Origin of the sequence: Ensifer sp. LC163, from assembly GCF_001695855.1 — a bacterium.
GTDB lineage: Bacteria > Pseudomonadota > Alphaproteobacteria > Rhizobiales > Rhizobiaceae > Ensifer.
In genome coordinates this window covers 176,840-194,246 of record NZ_MBSS01000056.1, presented here as the reverse complement: position 1 = coordinate 194,246, position 17,407 = coordinate 176,840, and the positions used below count along the sequence as shown (strand labels likewise).

The window sequence follows — 17,407 nt, the reverse complement described above, 5'->3', positions numbered from 1 at the left end:
AACGGGCGAGGTCCAAGCAGATGCGGTTCGAGCAATTCCTTATCGGCAACGCCGCGGCGTATGCGGCGAAAACGGCATTGATCACCGACCGCAAGCGGCTGCGGTATGACGAACTCGATCGGCTTTCGAGCCGCCTGGCCGCCTCGCTTTCCAGGAGCGGCGTCAAGCGCAATGATCGCGTGCTGGTGTTCATGGATAATTGCTGGGAGGCCGCGGTATCGATCTTTGCCGTACTCAAGGCAGGCGCGACTTTCAGCCCGATCAATTCTTCGACCAAGGCGGACAAGCTGGCCTACATCATCGGTGATTGCGAGGCGGCCGCCATCCTCACGCAGGCAAAACTGATGCCGGTCGTGACCGAAGCCCGCGCGCTTGCTGCCGATGCGGACCTGTTCGTTGCTTCGACAGCGGCGCCGAACGGCCAGGTGCCCGCGGGCGCCACCGCATTCGACGCATGCCTGGAAGGCGATGCGGAGCCGGTTGTCCACGGTGGTATCGATCTCGATCTCGCCATGCTGATCTATACCTCCGGTTCCACCGGACGCCCGAAGGGCGTGATGATGACACATCGCAACATCGATGCGGCCTCCGAATCGATCACGACCTATCTGCGTAACCAGCACGACGACGTCATCCTCAATGTCCTGCCGCTCGCCTTCGATTACGGCCTCTATCAGCTGCTTATGGCCATAAGGCTCGGAGCGACGCTGGTGCTCGAAAAGTCCTTCGCGTTTCCGCATGCGATCTTCGAGCGCATTCGCGAGGAGGGCGTCACCGGATTTCCGCTCGTTCCGACGATGGCAGCGATGATCCTGCAGATGCGTGATCTCGAGCCGGGCTTCCTTCCGAGCCTTCGCTACCTCTCCAACACCGCCGCAGCGCTGCCGCCAGCACATATCGCCCGGCTGAGGGAGCTCTTTTCCGGCGCCCGGCTCTATTCCATGTACGGGCTGACCGAATGCAAGCGCTGCACCTACCTGCCGCCTGAGGAACTCGACCGTCGCCCGGGTTCGGTCGGCATCGCCATCCCGAACACCGAGGCTTTTGTGGTGGATGATGAAGGCAAGCGCGTGCCGCCCGGCGTGCCAGGCGAACTCGTCATCCGCGGCCCCCATGTCATGCAGGGCTATTGGCGTAACGATGCATCCACACAACGCATGCTTCGGCCGGGACCGCATCCGTGGGAAAAAGTGCTTTACACCGGCGATCTGTTTCAGACCGACGCGGAGGGCTTCCTCTATTTCGTCGGGCGCAAGGACGACATCATCAAGACCCGCGGCGAGAAGGTTGCGCCGAAGGAAGTCGAGACGGTCCTGCATTCCCATCCAGGCATTGCGGAAGCCGTCGTGGTTGGTGTGCCCGACCCGGTTCTCGGCCACGCGATCGCCGCACTTGTTGTGCGCTCGGACCACACGCTCAGCGACAAGGACATCATCCGTCATTGCTCGCGCCATCTGGAGGACTTCATGGTCCCGAAGGTTGTCGAATTTCGCACCGAGTTGCCGAAGACGGACACGGGTAAGGTTAGCCGCAGGCTTGCGGCCGAGACAATGGAGCCTGCAGAATGAACATTCGCCCGACCCATGAAGCGGCTGCGTTTTCGGCCGAAACGCTTGATATCGACCATGCGGCTGAAACCCGCAGCATCGTGGCAGGGCTGCGTGAGCAGCTGCGTGGAATGAAGAAGCGCGGCCTCGTGCTAGGTCTTTCCGGCGGCATCGATTCCAGCGTGTCGGTTGCCCTGGCTGTGCGAGCTGTGGGCGCGAAGAACGTCTTTTGTCTCTTCATGCCCGAAAACGACAGTGACCCGGAAAGCCTGAGGCTCGGCCGTCTGGTGGCTGAAACCTTTGGCGTCGATGCCGTGGTCGAGGATATCGGGCCGACATTGCAGGCAATGGGCTGCTACGAGCGTCGCGACGCCTTCATCCGCCAGCTTGTTCCTGCCTACGGCGAGGGCTGGGCATCGAAGATCGTGATCGCCAACGCGCTCGAAGGCGAGGGCTACAACATCTCGTCATTGGTGGTTCAGGATCCACAGGGCAAGCAGACGAAGCTGCGCATGCCGCCTGCCGTCTATCTCGGCATCGTTGCCGCCACCAACATGAAGCAGCGGACGCGCAAGCAGATCGAATATTATCACGCCGACCGGCTGAATTTCGCGGTGCTCGGCACACCCAACCGGCTTGAATACGACCAGGGCTTCTTCGTGAAGAACGGCGATGGTGCCGCCGACGTCAAGCCGATCGCGCATCTCTACAAATCGCAGGTATACGCGCTGGCGGCCTATCTCGGCATTCCCGAGGAAATCCGCCGCCGTCCACCGACGACGGATACCTATTCGCTGGAGCAGACGCAGGAAGAGTTCTATTTCTCGCTGCCCTACGACCGCATGGATCTCTGCCTTTATGGCCTCAACAACGGACTGGCGATCGAGGCGGTTGCGCAGGCTGCGGGCCTGACGACCACGCAGGTCGATCGCGTCTGGGCGGACATTTCCGCCAAACGCAAGGCGACGCGCTACCTTCATCTCGGACCGCAGCTCGTCCAGACCGTTGAGGAGATTGCTGACTGATGGGCATAGGGCGCGATGGCCAGTCCGGCCGCATCGGTCAGTCGAAGCGGCCGCCCATAAGTCGGCTCCAATGTTCGCCGGCCAACCCGTTTATGAACCCTTGCGAATGGCGGAACGCCTGAACGAGTTCGTCGTCGCGCGAGTGGACCACGGTTGACGCCATGTGCACAAAGGCGATGCGGCGACCGAGCATGGCCTCAAGGAGAGCTGGCTGCGTCCGCCCGCGCAGACCCGCGACACCGCGCGCGGCTGCGTGGTCGATCAAACAATCGATGACGGGGCCGGCCTGTCCGGGAAGGGCGAGGATCTGCAGCACGCGGCCGATATCGCCGGAGCGAGCGTGATAGGCAAAGGCGCCGACGACGGTTCCGGTGCGTGCGGTAACGGATGCGAAGATTGCGTCACCCTGATCAGGTTTTTGCACAGCGTCTGCGAGGATGTTGTCGAGCTGCCCTTCCGCCCAATCCGGGCGCAAAGGGAACTGGGCAGTGAGCGGACCGACAAGATCGGCGAAACCGCTTCTGTCGATTTCCCCAACGCGAAAATTTGCCTGGCCGGTTCCGCTTTCGGGGACGGCCGACCAGCGCCGCTCCCCGCGACCCATCCTGTTGCGATAGAAACGATCAAACGCATGCGCGAGCGGATTGATCAGCCGCGCGAGCTTGATCCGGTGCTCGGCGACGCTGAGCGTGAATGTCGATGGCCGGATGACACGCACCCAATCGAGACTGTATTGCGGCAGTACGATACCGCGAAGTTTCGTCCACATCTGCGTCGATACTTCGCTTGCGGTCTCGCTGAACGACAGATCCTGTGGACCCGCGAGGAAGGCCTTCAGCAACCGTGCACCCGCCATCGGATCGCTTTCACGATCCTCGGCCATAAGAGAGCCGCATATGGCGGCTCGCAACCGACGACCGTTAAACGTCATCGGCAGCGCGTTCACGCCAACGAAACCGGAGATGCGGCCGTCGCCGTTGACGTGGACGAGGGGCCGAATCTCGCGATCGCAGCCAGGTGCGTCCAGATAGAGCTGGCGCATATAGTCTACGAGCGCAGCTGGCGGCTCCGTCTGATCTTTGCAGAAGACCCTCTGGAACATTCCAGCGATCGCTGGAATGTCTGCGGGTTCAAGGGGGCGGATGCTACTCATCTTTCTTCGTTCCCGGCATCCGCCGCAACGGATGCTTGAGTGACAAGTTTCCTGACGATGGCGACGCGTGGTTTGCCGTCCGCATCGGTGGCGAACGCGACAGGTTCGTAGGCCCTGGTGCGAGCGAGAAGAGCGGATGCCTGTCGGTCCTGGCCGGCGCCGAACTCGAAGAGCAGCCAGCCGCCGGGCTTCAGCAGCGCCACGGCATCTCGGATGAGACGCTGATGGATGGAGATGCCGTAGGGGCCGCCATCGAACGCTTCGCGCGGCTCGGCCTCGAGCAGGTGGGCGCTGTCACCTTCGAGCCGGGATGTGGAGATATAGGGCGGGTTGCAGACGATCATATCAACCGCGCCCTCGAGATGGTCGTCGGCCAGGGCATCAAACAGATCGCCTTGCCGTATGGTAACGCGGTCGGCGACCTTCAAGCGTGCGACATTGCGTCGGGCAAGGGCAACGGTGCTGTCGGTCAAGTCCGCCGCGAAGACCCGGGCGGACGCAACATCGGTCGCGATCCCAAGCGCGAGGTTTCCGGAGCCACAGCACATGTCGATGACAGTTGCACCGGCTGGCCGGTCGTGCAGTATTCTGGAAGCAGTGCGTCCAAGCAGCTCTGTTTCCTCTCTTGGCACCAAGACATCAGGCGCCAGTTCGAGGTTGACGTCCATGAACCGATGCAGGCGCAGCACAATGCTGTCGGGCTGGTCGTCCGGAAGAGGGGTATTGTTCTGCGGCACGGCCTCTCCTTCATCGGTCGATGGATCGCTGCGGGGGTTACGCTACCCCAATCAGGTAAACGGAAGCTAAAATGCAATTGAGGCGCGTGTGTTAACCGCGCAATCATTTCTGCGTGCTAACTTTTGCGACGATCGGAAACGGGGGCGCTGATCCAGCCCTTCCGGCAGAAGACGCGCATTTCGTCGGATTGTTGTCGGAGGCAGATCGGGATGGCATCGGAAGGTCTCAGAGAACCGCGCGCGCACAAGCCGTTCCTGTCGATGATCGTGTCCTATGCTGCTTCGGGCGGCAGCCTCATCATCGGATCTGCAGCCCAGCTTCTGACTTTCGCGATCCTCGCACGCTGGCTCGGCGTCCATGAGTTCAGCGTCTTCGTGGCAATTACCGCCGTTGCCAACATTGCCGTGCATCTCTGCGGATTGGGGGCGATGGAGTGCCTCGTGCGCCGCGTGGCGCGCGACCGGAGCATGTATTCCCGCATGCTCGGGCACAACATCATACTGACGGCCACCAGCGGCATCGTTCTGGTTCTGCTTGGTGCGATCACGCTTCCGTTCTTCTTCACGCTTTCCGCCGATCCGGTCACCAACATCGTCGTGATCACGCTGATGCTGACCACCAACGTCGTCTTTGTGCGGATTATTGTTTTGGCGGAGCAGATCTTTCTCGCTCACTCCAATTTTGCATCCGCCAACAAGGTTGTCGTCGGTTTCGCGATTGCCCGCACCATCGCGGCTGCGCTCGCCTGCATCGTCTTCGGCGTGGCGACCGTCGCCTCCTGGGCCGTCTGGCAGTTCGTGTGCCATGTGCTTGTGGCCATCGGCTGCTGGTATGCTGTCAAGGGCCTTGGCCGGCCAACCTATGGCATCGTTCGGGAAGAGCTGCCGCAGGGGCTCTATTTCAGCGTGCCCTTCATTCTGCGCGCGGTGCGCCAGAATGCCGACTTGCTCGTCCTGAGCCTTGTCGCCACAGCGGAAGTGATGTCGAGCTACAGCGTCGCACGGCGCATGCTGGAAAGCAGCTATCTCTCGGTCGAGGCGCTGAACCGGTTGATCTACCCAGGTTCGGCCAAGGCGACGGCCTCCGGCTTGCACCACGCCTTCGAGCGGGTGCGCAAGGTGCTCGTTGCTGCCACATCGATCAGCATCGCGGCGGCGATCGCGGTCTTCGCGCTTGCGCCGGTGCTCCCCTATCTCTTCGGCAAGGACTATGTCTCGCTGGTTTCCTTCGTCCGGATTCTCTGCTGGGTCGTCGTACCCATCGCCATGTGGTCGGTTGCCATGGAGGCGCTTGGCGCATCCGGGCATCACCCGGCACGCGCCTCGGTGATGGGGCTTGGCAGCGTGCTCGGCGCAGCCTTGACGGCGTGGGCGACCTGGTATGCGCCGCCTGCGGGCACGTTCATCTCCTTCTATGTGATCGAGATCGCGATGGTCATCGTTTCCTGGAGTGTCTTCCTGCGCTTCGTCCGGCGCGACAGAGAGGGAGCGATTGAGGACGTAGTCCCGACGAGGATGGCACATGAAGGCTGAGCTGAGGGAACTGGAAACTGCCGCAGCCATTGGGCGTCGCATGCCGCATCCGGGCAGCGTGAGACCCATGGAGCGGGGCGATATCCCTGCGGTCAGCCGACTCTTCAGCAAGATTTTCCGCAAGCGCGACATCGAGCCGGGCGATGATCTCCGGCAGTATCTTGACGCGACCTTCTTCGGCAGTCCGCTCTACTCTCCCGAGCATGGCAGTATCGTCTATGATGACGGCGACGGCACCATCGCGAGCGCTATTCTGGCGCTGCCGATGGAATTCTCGATCCACGGTCGCCGTACCGTCGGCAAGCTTCTCTGCGCATTCATGTCCGACGGCAAGGCGGGCGCCGTTGGTGCGGCATGTCTCGCTCGTGCGATGCGCGCCGCGCGCCAGGACATGTGCTTCTCGGATAATTCGTCGCCGGTGAGTGCGGACCATTGGGTTGCCGGAGGCGGGGTCGTGCTTCCGATACAAAGCCTGGAGTGGCAGCGATCGTTTCGACCAGTTACCAGCGGCGCCATTCGTGCCAGCAGGCAGTTTCCGGCATTGGGTTCGAGGATGCTCCTCGGGGTCCTTGGCGCAGTCGATAGGGTTCTGCGCCGGCGAAGACCATCTGTGAAGCCCGCCCCGGCTTCAGGATGCACCACGACGGTGATTGGGGCGGGCGAATTTATCGGGTGTGCCCGACCAATGATGGAGCGGTTTTCGGTAAGGCCCGTTTGGTCGACCGAAGAGTTCGATTGGCTTGTCGGGATCGCGGCGAAGAACCAAAGCCTCGGTGACGTGCATTTCCGCCAGGTGACGGCGGATGGAACAGCGATTGGCGTTTTCGTCTTTCTTGGCAAGACAAACAGGACTGCGACGGTCCTGAATGTGCTTTGCCAACCCGGTCGGGAATTTGAAGTGACGGCCGAAATGTTTGCCTGCCTCGACCGCGAAGGTTACGCCCAGGCTGTCGGCGCTGCGCAACCCTTTCTGATGAACGCGATATCGCGCCAGCGTTGGCTGACGTTCCGCCACCGCGGATATTTCTGCATGGTGACGCGCCATGGTGATCTCAAGGAAGCGGCATTGCGCAACGACCTCTATATCGGCGGCCTGGCATCCGAAAGCTGGAGCCGGTTGCTGACGGACTTCTGAGCGTTGAGGTAAACGGCTACCTGGCCGATTAACGGAATTTTCACCGTACAACTCTAATCCTTCTTTGGAGATACGAGACGCGCGAGCCGGCGATTGTTGCGTCTTGAAGCGGGCGTGAGGAATGCGGATGTATAGGCCGAACGAGCCCCGACAACAAAGGTCGGCTGAGCCAGCGCACAGTCAGCGTGCGATGGTCGGCCGTGGCTCGCTGCTCAATTTTCTGCCGTCTGAAGACGAGGACGCGCCCGCTCCTTTTGAGGAAAAGCAAGCGTCGCGAAGAGATCCGGATGTCCGGCGTCCGCAGCCGGTTCCCCAGGTGCAAGCAGAGACGGAGCCGACGCCGCATGTCGGTGGTGCGTTCTTCCCCCGGCTGCACCTCGTCAGCAAGATCGGAGTAGACGACGTTCTTCGCTGGCTGCGCGACGGCATGTTCTGGATAATCGGCGCAGTCACGATCTGCACATTTGCGGCCCTGGTCTATGCGATGACCGCCTCACCTCGATACACCGTGTACACCGATATCGTCGTCGACCCGTCCAATCTCAATGTGGTCAGCGACGATGTTTTTACAACCAATCCGCAGCGTGATGCGCAACTGTTGGAGGTGGAGAGCAAGCTCAGGATCCTGACGTCACGCAATGTGCTGGCGCGGGTGATCGACGAATTGCAGCTCACGCGCGATCCCGAGTTCGTCAAGCCGGCGTCGTTCGCTTCACTGCGCAATCTGTTCTCTTCGAAGCAGGAACAGCAGGTCAACAACGAGCTTGCAGCCATGCGCGCGCTTTCGGAGCGCGTGGAGGCACGACGGGAGGAACGCTCCTTCGTCGTCGTCATGAAGGTTTGGAGCGAGGAGCCGGCAAAGGCCGTGACGCTCTCGAATGCAATCGTCGATGCCTTCGAGCAGGAACTGTTTCAGTCGGCGGCAGAAAGTGCCGGGCGTGTCGCCAAGAACCTGAATGCTCGGCTGGACGAATTGCGCCGCAACGTGACCGATGCCGAACGGGCGGTGGAAGATTTCCGCAGGGTCAATGGCCTGCAATCGACCAATGGTCAACTGGTGAGCAATCAGCTTTCCGGCGAACTGAACACTCAGGTTCTGGGCGCACAGCAGCGCTTCATCCAGGCGGAGACGCGCTACAGCCAGATGAGTGCGGCAATCGCTCAAGGGAGAACGGCCAGCGCGTCGGAGTTCGAGTCCGAAAACATGACGAACCTGCGCGAGCAGTACAACATGCTCCAGCAGCAGATCGCTTCGATGCAGCGGACTTTCGGCGAGCGGCATCCCCGCCTGGTGGCCGCCAGATCCGAGCGTACGACCCTTGAGGGAGCGCTTGCCGACGAGGCTCGACGCATTCTGGAGCGCGCCAAGGCGGACATGGATCGCGAGGAGCAGGCGCTCGAGGCTTTGCGCGGCAAGGCAAATACCGAGAAATCAAACGTCTTCACTGACAACGAGGCCCAGGTTCAGCTGCGTGATCTCGAGCGCGACGCACGCGCCAAGGCGGCGATTTACGAAACGCATCTCGCACGCGCCCAGCAGATTACCGAGCGCCAGCAGATCGATACGACCAATGTGCGCGTGATCTCGCGCGCCTTGCCGCCCAACGCACGCACTTGGCCGCCACGCACGGTGATCCTGTTGATTGCCGGCGGTATGCTCGGCCTTTTTCTCGGCGTGTCGGCCGCGATCGCCCTCGGCCTGTGGAGATATGTTCGCCGCCCGCAGCCGGCGACCGCCTGACGGGAGCGCGCCAATGACGAGCGCTGCCTATGTCGAAACCAATGCCGCCGATACGCTGCGGCTGCGCGTCGGCACCCTGCTGTTCATGGCGATGTTTCTGTTCTTCTGGATATCGATCAACCCTTTCGTCGACCTGACCGGGGCAGCAGTGCTCGATCCGTCCGCCGGCAATTCCAACCGCCTGAACCAAATCGTTTCCCTGCTGCTGTTCGCGGGTATGTTTGGCTATGGCCTCTGCCACCCGATGCGAAACATCATCCTGCAGCCGCGTCCGCTGCTGGCCGTGCTGTTCGCCTGGTTCCTGTTCGTATCGGTGATCTCGGCCTACCCAATACTTGGGATCAAGGGCACCGTTCTCGCCGTCATGGTGACGGTCAATGCGAGCATCTACCTCCTGTTGCCCGCCAGCGAGCGGCATTTCGCCAAGATGCTGGGCGTCGGCACGCTCATCATGCTCGGCGTTGCCTACTACGGCATCGCCTTCAAGCCGGCGCTCTCCATCCACCAGGCGTCCGAACTGCGCGAGCCGATGAATGCGGGTCTCTGGCGCGGCCATTTCCCGCACAAGAACAGTGCTGCGGCCGCCATGGTGATCGCGGCTTTCTTCGGACTTTTCGTGATGAATACCTGGTCGCGATTGGCCGGGATCGCCATTGTGCTCCTGTCGTTCAACTTCCTCATCCACACCGGCGGCAAGACGTCGACCGCGATGCTTCCGGCGATCCTGCTGCTCGCCTGGATATTCGAGAAGTTCCGTTTCTTGCGCATTCCTATCGTCATCGGTGGTGTCGGGCTGTTCAACCTGTTCGCGGTCGGCTCTGCCGTGTTCACCCCGCTAAGCGAATTAATAACCGAGCTTGGCATTGATGCGACGTTCACCAATCGGGCGGATATCTGGCGTTTCGCGTTCACAGCGCTCGCCGAGCAGCCTATCACCGGCTACGGCTTCAAGGCTTTCTGGCAAACGGCGGAGCTGGTCCATAGCGGCGGCGCGATCGAGACCTGGGCGGTGGCTGCCGCCAACGGCCACAACTCCTATCTCGATATTGCCTTGACGACCGGCTTTCCCGGGCTGCTGTTGACGGTGCTGTGGATCCTCGTCCTGCCGCTGCGCAACATTGCACGCATGGCACCGGCCGAGGAGCACTCGCATCTCACGCGGCTTTTTACGCGCGTCTGGCTCTACACGATCTTCAATGCCGGACTTGAGAGCTTGTTTTACGAGGGCGGTAACCTGCTTTGGTTCACCTTCCTGTTTTCACTCTACGGTTTGCATCTGCAGGCGCGGGCGGTCCTAGCCCTGCCGTCGCAGTCCGCCGAAAAAGGGGGCGTTGCCTATGCCTGAGCTTCTGCAAAAGGTTGATGGCCTCGTCGACCGGCTGGCAAATCGCCTGATCTGGCGCTTTGCTCCGAAGAAGCTCGACGTCAGGACAGACGTCCCGCTCGTTTCCTTTACCTTCGACGACGTGCCCGACAGCGCGCTGCATCAGGGTGCCGAGATCCTCGAACGGCACGGCGTTCGCGGTACATTCTACATTGCCGGAGGGCTCGAAGGACGGGTCGAGCCGGATCGGACCTTGATCACGGCTGCGGGTTGCGAGGCGCTCTCCAGGCGTGAGCACGAAGTCGGTTGCCACACTTTCAGCCACAGCAAGATAAGGCGCTTGACCGGAGGCGCGCTTGCGCAAGACCTCGAGCGAAATGCGGACTATCTCGCGCGCAGCGGGGTTGGCGAGCCGGCAAGGAACTTTGCCTTTCCCTACAACGCCGCCTGGCCGATGGCGCGCAAGGAATTGGGGCGGCGCTATCGCACCTGCCGGGCGGCAGGGGAAGCGATCAACCGCGGTGCGGTCGATCCGCTGATGCTGAAGGCGGTTGAGATCCGCCAGCCTGAGAAGCACGCTTTTGCACTGACGCGCTGGATCGATGCTCTCGTCGCGCAGCCGGGATGGCTGGTCTTTTTCACGCACGACATCGCGCCGCGTCCCACGCCCTATGGCTGCACGCCAGAGACGTTCGAACATCTCGTGCGTTACGCGGTCGAGAAACGATGCACGGTCCTGCCTGTCGACAAGGCGCTCGATCGGCTTGGCGGATGAGGAGAACGATGTGTCCAACACGGTAGCCGCCGGCAAGCGACTTCTCGCCATCAACAACTACTTCTATCGCCGTGGCGGCGCTGAGGCGGTCTTCTTCGACCATATGAAGATGTTTACCGACATCGGCTGGGATGTCGTGCCTTTTGCCATGGAGCACGAGGACAACGAACGTTCTGCCTGGTCAGACTATTTCGTGTCCGAAATCGAATTTGGCCGCCAAACGAGTTTTCTGCGAAAAGTGGAGCAAGCGGCAAGCGTGATCTATTCGCGCGAAGCGCAGCGTAACATCTCCAGGCTGATCGACCGTGCCCGTCCGTCCGTCGCCCACGCGCACAATGTCTACCATCACCTGTCGCCGGCGATCTTTTCGACGCTGAAGACAGCCGGCGTGCCAGTCGTGATGACGGCTCATGACCTCAAGCTTGCCTGTCCTTCCTACAAGATGCTGCGCGACGGCAAGATCTGCGAGGACTGTCGCGGTGGGCGGGTCTACAACGTCCTGCGCCATCGCTGCGTCAAGGGCTCGCCGATATTGAGCGGCGTGGTCCTCGCCGAAACGGTATTGCATCGCGCGCTGGGGCTCTATCGAAACAAGGTCGATCGTATCGTCGTTCCGAGCCAGTTCTACGTGGAGAAGCTAGTAGAATGGGGTTGGGCACGGGAGCAGATGGTGCACATTCCAAATTTCGTTGATGTGGACGATTACCGCAGCGCCTGGGACGAGGGCGATTATTTCGTTTTCGCAGGGCGACTTGCGCCCGAGAAGGGCATTGCCACCCTGATCAAGGCGGCGGCGCTCTCGAAACAGCGGCTGGTCGTTGCCGGTGCTGGCCCCGAAGAGGCGTCGCTGCGGCAGCTCGCCAGCGCGCTCGATGCCGACGTGACGTTCACCGGTTATCTCTCGGGCGAGAGCCTACACGGTTTGATCGGGTCATCCAGGGCGCTCGTCCTGCCGTCTGAATGGTACGAAAACGCACCGATCAGCCTGCTGGAGGCATACGCTCTGGGGCGGCCGGTGGTCGGTTCAGCCATCGGGGGCATTCCGGAAATGATCCGGGTCGGAGAAACGGGCGCGACGGCGGCGTCCGGAGACGCCGAGGATTTGGCACGAGCGCTGACCGACATCGCAGCTCTTGGACCTGCTGCGCGGGCCGGGATGGGCGCGGCAGGCAGGGCGTGGGTATCCAGGGATTTCTCCGCCGATGTTTATCGGGACAGAACGCTTGATCTTTACGCAACGCTTGGAGCCGCATAGTTCGGCGGATTTCATCCTTGCGACATTAACCAAGAATTGCATATATACTTACTATGACATTAATTCCGTTCATTTGTTGGCCGGTTCATTCGATATTTAATGATTAATTTACGAATTTGTTAAGTATTATTAACGTAAAAGGCAGCGGGTGCGCAATCCTTGAGGCCACACCATGGGCAGAAAGTCAGGAGTCTCGCAAGTTGATCGTCGGCAACAGCCGTCGATCTCTTCTGAGATTGTACAATCTGGAGTATTGGAAGGCGTCGACGGAAAGGGCGGTGCTGCCCAGCGTGGAGTCTATCTCGTGGACAGTCATCGCGAGCTGACAGGTAAAGATCGACGGCTGGGCGCGCGAGCGGCACGACGGCGCGTGATGATGCTGGGCCTGCGCGGAATTCCGGATGTGCAGGGCGGCATCGAAAAGCATGTCGAGATCCTTGCCGGCAAGCTTACGAAGCATGGCTGGGACGTCGACGTCATCGGGCGTCGTCGATATCTTCCCGAATCGGCTCCCTTTAGCTGGAACGGCATTCGCGTCTTCCCGTTCTGGGCGCCTCGCCGGATGGCGCTGGAAGCCATCGTTCACACGTTCATCGGCGTTTGCTACGCGGGCTGGCGGCGCCCTGACGTGCTGCATATCCATGCGATAGGGCCGGCGCTTTTCGTGCCGCTTGCAAGAATGCTCGGACTGACGGTGGTCGTCACCCATCACGGCTATGATTACGACCGGCAAAAATGGGGTGCCCTTGCCAAGAATATGTTGAAACTCGGCGAACTCCTGGGCATGCGCTTTGCAAGCGGCCGGATCGCCATTTCGAAGGATATCGCCGATACCATGGGCGCGCGGCACAACGTGTCCATGTCCCTTGTGCCCAATGGGGTGTCGGTTTCGCCGGCCAACGGCGAGACGGGAATTCTTGCCGAGTTCGGCCTTGTGCCACGGCGTTACATCCTGCTTGCCGCGCGCATCGTGCCCGAGAAGCGCCAGCTCGATCTGATCCGCGCCTATGCCAAATGCTCCAATCAGGAGTTCCGGTTGGTGCTCGCCGGCGGTGCTGAATTCGAGACCTCATACACGGAAGAGGTGAGAAGGCTGGCGAGCGATGTTGGCGGTGTCGTTCTGACGGGCTTCCAGTCTGGTGATCGGCTGGCGGAGCTTTTTGCCAATGCGGCACTATTCGTTCTGCCTTCCAGCCATGAGGGCATGCCGATCGCATTGCTGGAGGCCATGGCCTATGGTCTGCCGGTTCTTGCCAGCGATATCGTTGCCAATCGCGAGCTTGGCCTTGCCGGCGAGGAATATTTCCCGCTTGGCGACGTGGAGGCACTGTCATCGGCGATGACGGCCAAGCTGGCCAATCCTCCCAGTGAAAGCGAGATGCGCGCCCGTGCCGCCTGCGCCGAAGCCGCCTACAGCTGGACAAGCGTGGCGGAAAAGACCGTGGCGGTGTATAGCGCGTTGGTGGCAAAATAAATCGCGCGCAATTGCGCGATCTCCCTGTTGCCGACGGATGACGATTGCCGTGTTACGTGCGGTGCGGAGAGACAAGCAAAGTATGAATATCAAGCGCACCGCCGGCCTGCTTGCATGGCTCATATTCGCCGTAATCGCCTATTCGACGCTCTCGCCGCTCGATCTGCGCCCGCGCATGGGCACGTTCGTGCATGTCGAGCGCTTCGGTGCGTTCGGGTTGATGGGCCTGCTGTTCGCGATCGGTTACTCAAGGCGCATCGTTCTTGTGCTTTGCCTCGTCTTCGCAACCGCGGTCGGCTTCGAACTGCTGCAGATGGTGCTGGCGGATCGCCATGCGCGGATCGAGGATCTCGTCGTCAAACTGCTCGGCGGCGCCTGCGGCGTGGCTTCGGGTTCAATACTGATCCGCTATCGGTCACGTCTGCTGCAATTGCTGGGGCAAATAAACCAAAACTCAAAGTATCAGGGGTAGAACGGGCTGCGCCGGAACGCTTGGCTAGACGCCCCGGTGATTTTGGAGGCTCGCGTGGCAGTATCCGTCATCATCAAGACGCTGAACGAAGAGAAGCGAATAGCGGCCACGATTGAAAGCGCGCTTGCAGCTCTCGGCGAGACAGGTGGCGAAGTCATCATTGCCGACAGCGGCTCGTCCGACCGGACGGTCGAGATCGCTTCGCAATACCCCGTGGTCATCGCTCAGATCAGTCCGCCGGCGCGACCGAGCTGCGGCATTGGCCCGCAACTCGGCTTTCAGTATTCCAAAGGCGACCATATTTGTCTGCTCGACGGCGACATGCTGCTCGATGGTGATTTTCTCGACGTCGCCGTGGCGTTTCTCGCCGACAACCCCTCGGTTGCGGGTGTTACCGGTCATGTGCAGGAGATGTTGACGTCCAACCTCGAATTTTCGCGGCGCGTCAAACGCAACTCACCGGAAAACCGGATCGGATCGATCGACCGGATGAACGGCGGCGGGCTTTACCGGCGCGATGCGATCGAGGCGGTCGGTTACCTCTCCGATCGCAATCTCCATGGATACGAGGAATTCGATCTCGGCATCCGGTTGCGAAGCGCCGGGTGGGGATTGCATCGCCTTGACCGCCGTTTCGTCCAGCACTTCGGCCACACCGTCAATTCCTATCGTCTTCTGGTTCGACGCTGGAAGAGCAAATATCTCTTCGGTATCGGCGAACTTCTGCGCGCCTCCGTTGGCCGGCCCTATTTCTTCCAGCTTGTGCGCGAGCTGCCCGAGCTGAAGCTTTGGTGCCTCGTCTACCTCTGGTGGGCGCTTTCGTTCTGCGTGCTCTTGTTCTCGCCCAGCCTGACAGTCGGCTTGGGCATCGTCACCGCTGCGCTGGCCGGTGTCATCGTGCTGATGAGTTTTCGCAAGGGCAGCTTGAACATGGGGCTCTACACGGTCGTCGCCTGGTTCTTCCATGCCGCTGCATTGCCCGTCGGCTTTTTCAGGCGGCGGCGAAAGCCGGAGGCCCCGATCGAGAGCAAGTTGCTTGGAGCGGCAGCGTGATGCATCAGCGGATCCTGGGGGCGGCGCTGGTGCTTGCGGTGATGTGCCTGCCTGCAAGCGCCTCGGATCAGTGGGCCCCGGTCAAGGAGATCTCGCTCGAATTGCGCCCAGGCAGCCCGCTCGATTTCTCGTCAATCCTGCCGAACGCCCCGATCGATGACGATCATAGGCTGGTTGCCGGCAAGCAAGGGCGCCTTGCCTATGCGAAAGCGCCGGATACGCCGGTCAGGATGTTGTGCGCCTCGCTCGCCTGGAGCCCCGCGTCCGGCGGCTTCTCCGATCACGAAGGCGCAGATCGTTACGCGCGCCAACTGGCGATGCATGGCTACAATATCGCACGCCTGCATTTCGTCGATGCAAGTCTGATGTTCGGGCGTGATCGGGATTTCGATTTCGATGCGGAAACGCTCGACCGGATGCAGTATCTGCTTGCGGCTCTGAAGCGCAACGGCATCCATTGGATCATCGATGGTCTGTCGTCGCCGCGTGGCGCATATGGCGGTTTCGACGATCGCTGGGACACGGGCGGCGATGTGAAACTCATGCTTCACCTGGACGACCGGACCTTTGAGCATTGGAGGCGGTTGCAAGAGGCGATCCTCGGGCGCGTGAACCCTTACACGGGCGAAGCTCCGATCCATGACCAAGCTCTTGCGCTGGTTATTCTCGCCAATGAGAATGGCCTGGAGTTCGAAGCGGTGGTCCACGACCGGCCGGGCCGGGCCCCCTATGACGAGAGCTTGGCTGGGCCGTTCAATCTCTGGCTGAAGAAGCGTTACGGTACAACGGCGAACCTGGCGAAGGTGTGGGGCGCGCTCGATGCCGGGGAAGAGCTTGAAACAGGCGGGATCAGGTTGCCACTGGATCGCTATAACGACAGCCCGCGTCTGCGCGATCTGCAGGCGTTCTTCGTCGAAACCGAGCGTGCCTCCACCGCGCGCATGAGCAAGGTTCTGCGCGACCTCGGCTACAAGGGCCTGATCAGCAACTACAACAATTGGCCGTCGAGCCAGATGGGTCTCAGCAGGCGCGACCTCCAGGTCGTTACGGCGAACACTTACCACGATTGGGTTGGCGGCTACGCGCCGGGCAGCGAACTTCTGCAAACCAGTTCAATCGCCGATGGCGTCAACTATATCAGGATGATCGCAGCATCGCGCTGGCTCGGAAAACCATTCGTTGTCAGCGAATACGATCACTTGTTCTGGAACCGCTACCGTTACGAGGCTGGCCTTGCCATGCCGGCCTATGCCGCCCTTCAGGGCTGGGACGCTCTTTGCCGCCATGGTCACGGGCCGATCGCGCTCGCCTATGGGGAGCCGTTTCCCCACAAGCGGGCGATGCTGCCCTACGCGATTGCGCTCGATCCGGTCGCCCGCGCGGGCGAGACCTTGGCCGCCTTGCTCTATCGCCGTGGCGATGTTGCGACCTCTGATGTGACGATCCCATTTTCCGTGCGCGGCGAGGAGGATCTGACCGATGATATGCAGGCGCGCGAGCCGGAGTCTCTGACCGATCTTGCCCTGGTCGGCCGTATCGGTCTGGGCCGAGCCGAGCGATTGGGCGATGCGCTTGCGATCGCCCAGCCGCGGCGGGAAAGCAGCGACTATATGCTGGCGCTGCTGCGGTCGAACGGCACGTTGATGCCAGACAATGGAACGAACGTCGATGCCGGCATCTATCAAAGCAGCACCGGTGAAATTCTCCTCGATCGGTTCGCCGGCCAGTTGCGCGTTAAGACACCGGCGACGGAAGCGATGGCGTTTGCGTCCCTGCGCGAGCCGGTCGACCTCGACATGCTGCGGGTGGAGCGCGCCGACGGCAATGGTCTTGTCGCGCTGTCGGTGCTGGATCCGCGCGCAACCTTGTCCGACAGCCGGCGTTTCCTGTTGATCTTTGCAACCGACGCCCAGAATACGGACATGGCATTCCGTGACAGCGAAGAGCAGGTCATCGAGAGTTTTGGACGGTTGCCGGTGCTGATCCGGCGGGGGTATGTCGATCTCTCCCTGTCTCGGACGGCTGCAAGGTGGCGCATTTCTCCGGTGGGGCTTGACGGAACAGTTCACCCACCGGTGGCCGATGGTGTCGGCGCCGTCGCATTTCGCCTGAGCAACGATGCCCCGTCCGGCCCGACGACCTACTTCCTGCTGGAACTTGAGTAAGCCTCAGCACTGGAATGC

General features: G+C 61.2%; 14 protein-coding genes. 12 read left to right on the top strand and 2 right to left on the bottom strand.

Annotation, left to right across the window (positions count from 1 at the left end):
• The first annotated feature begins 20 nt into the window (after window positions 1-20).
• Entirely contained in the window at window positions 21-1,568 is a 1,548-nt protein-coding gene (locus BC360_RS27210) for a class I adenylate-forming enzyme family protein (RefSeq protein WP_065784253.1), read from the top strand.
• Complete coding sequence (nadE, locus tag BC360_RS27205) at window positions 1,565-2,572, top strand: NAD(+) synthase (protein WP_065797532.1); 1,008 nt, start codon at window positions 1,565-1,567, stop codon at window positions 2,570-2,572. The genes BC360_RS27210 and nadE overlap by 4 nt, the downstream gene beginning before the upstream one ends.
• Before the next feature lie 37 nt (window positions 2,573-2,609).
• On the opposite strand, the gene BC360_RS27200 is transcribed toward nadE, so the two are convergent.
• Entirely contained in the window at window positions 2,610-3,725 is a 1,116-nt protein-coding gene (locus BC360_RS27200) for a hypothetical protein (protein WP_065797531.1), read from the bottom strand.
• Window positions 3,722-4,393, bottom strand: coding sequence for a N5-glutamine methyltransferase family protein (locus BC360_RS27195; protein ID WP_139110227.1), 672 nt, complete (start codon window positions 4,391-4,393; stop codon window positions 3,722-3,724). The genes BC360_RS27200 and BC360_RS27195 overlap by 4 nt, the downstream gene beginning before the upstream one ends.
• Before the next feature lie 279 nt (window positions 4,394-4,672).
• Between BC360_RS27195 and BC360_RS27190 the strand changes: the two genes are divergently transcribed.
• The 10 genes from BC360_RS27190 to BC360_RS27145 all read left to right on the top strand — a co-directional run bounded on the left by BC360_RS27190 (window position 4,673) and on the right by BC360_RS27145 (window position 17,389).
• The gene (locus BC360_RS27190; RefSeq protein WP_065797530.1) at window positions 4,673-5,995 is read left to right on the top strand and encodes a lipopolysaccharide biosynthesis protein; all 1,323 of its coding nucleotides are present in this window, start codon (window positions 4,673-4,675) and stop codon (window positions 5,993-5,995) included.
• Window positions 5,985-7,130, top strand: coding sequence for a hypothetical protein (locus BC360_RS27185; RefSeq protein WP_065797529.1), 1,146 nt, complete (start codon window positions 5,985-5,987; stop codon window positions 7,128-7,130). The genes BC360_RS27190 and BC360_RS27185 overlap by 11 nt, the downstream gene beginning before the upstream one ends.
• 127 nt (window positions 7,131-7,257) lie before the next feature.
• Window positions 7,258-8,871 (top strand): GumC family protein, encoded by a 1,614-nt coding sequence (locus BC360_RS27180; protein ID WP_065797528.1) that lies wholly within the window; start codon window positions 7,258-7,260, stop codon window positions 8,869-8,871.
• 13 nt (window positions 8,872-8,884) lie between these two features.
• Complete coding sequence (locus BC360_RS27175) at window positions 8,885-10,216, top strand: O-antigen ligase family protein (protein WP_065797527.1); 1,332 nt, start codon at window positions 8,885-8,887, stop codon at window positions 10,214-10,216.
• A complete protein-coding gene (locus BC360_RS27170; protein ID WP_065797526.1) occupies window positions 10,209-10,970 on the top strand; it encodes a polysaccharide deacetylase family protein in 762 nt (253 codons plus the stop codon). Before BC360_RS27175 ends, BC360_RS27170 begins: the two co-directional genes overlap by 8 nt.
• Before the next feature lie 10 nt (window positions 10,971-10,980).
• Entirely contained in the window at window positions 10,981-12,225 is a 1,245-nt protein-coding gene (locus tag BC360_RS27165) for a glycosyltransferase family 4 protein (RefSeq protein ID WP_065797525.1), read from the top strand.
• 373 nt (window positions 12,226-12,598) lie between these two features.
• A complete protein-coding gene (locus BC360_RS27160; protein WP_244512938.1) occupies window positions 12,599-13,699 on the top strand; it encodes a glycosyltransferase family 4 protein in 1,101 nt (366 codons plus the stop codon).
• 37 nt (window positions 13,700-13,736) lie between these two features.
• Window positions 13,737-14,171 (top strand): VanZ family protein, encoded by a 435-nt coding sequence (locus BC360_RS27155; protein WP_244512931.1) that lies wholly within the window; start codon window positions 13,737-13,739, stop codon window positions 14,169-14,171.
• A 54-nt stretch (window positions 14,172-14,225) separates the two neighbouring features.
• On the top strand, window positions 14,226-15,224 hold the full coding sequence (locus tag BC360_RS27150) for a glycosyltransferase (RefSeq protein ID WP_065797524.1): 999 nt from the start codon (window positions 14,226-14,228) through the stop codon (window positions 15,222-15,224).
• The gene (locus BC360_RS27145; RefSeq protein WP_065797523.1) at window positions 15,224-17,389 is read left to right on the top strand and encodes a glycoside hydrolase; all 2,166 of its coding nucleotides are present in this window, start codon (window positions 15,224-15,226) and stop codon (window positions 17,387-17,389) included. The genes BC360_RS27150 and BC360_RS27145 overlap by 1 nt, the downstream gene beginning before the upstream one ends.
• Window positions 17,390-17,407: the final 18 nt, after the last annotated feature.